Source organism: Desulfobulbus alkaliphilus, assembly GCF_016918545.1.
GTDB classification, from domain to species: domain Bacteria; phylum Desulfobacterota; class Desulfobulbia; order Desulfobulbales; family Desulfobulbaceae; genus Desulfobulbus; species Desulfobulbus alkaliphilus.
This window is the reverse complement of record NZ_JAFFQC010000423.1, coordinates 1-390: the sequence shown is the minus strand read 5'-3', so window position 1 is coordinate 390 and position 390 is coordinate 1. Positions and strand designations below refer to the sequence as shown.

The following is a 390-nucleotide window of genomic DNA, read 5'->3' as shown; positions in this document are numbered from 1 at the left end:
CTCCTCACCCTTTTCCTTTATCATGGCACTCTCGATACGGATTCCGCGGATCGCGCCGAACATCTTCTGAGGCGTTTTGGAACGCTTGGCGGCGTCTTGTCTGCCTCGATACCCAGCCTGCAGCAGGTCGTTCCGGTCATGCGGTCAACGGCTTCCCAAAGTGTACCCACCTCCGCCGCCCTCCACCTCAAGCTTGCGCGCGAAATGGGGCGCCGCGTGCTTTTCAAAAAGATCAGCGCCAAGCCTGTTCTCGCAAGTTCAGGCGCGGTGCGAACCTATTTGCGCGGGCTTCTGGCGGCCGAGCCCAGGGAGAAATTCCTGGTGCTGTTCCTGGATTGCTCGCACCGGCTGATCGCTCTGGAGACCTTAGCCGAAGGCACGATCGAACAC

At 60.0% G+C, this 390-nt stretch carries 1 protein-coding gene; it reads left to right on the top strand.

The window, feature by feature from the left end; all coding sequences use genetic code 11:
* A partial coding sequence (locus tag JWG43_RS19230) for a JAB domain-containing protein (protein WP_275888525.1) occupies positions 1-390 on the top strand: 390 nt, incomplete at both ends.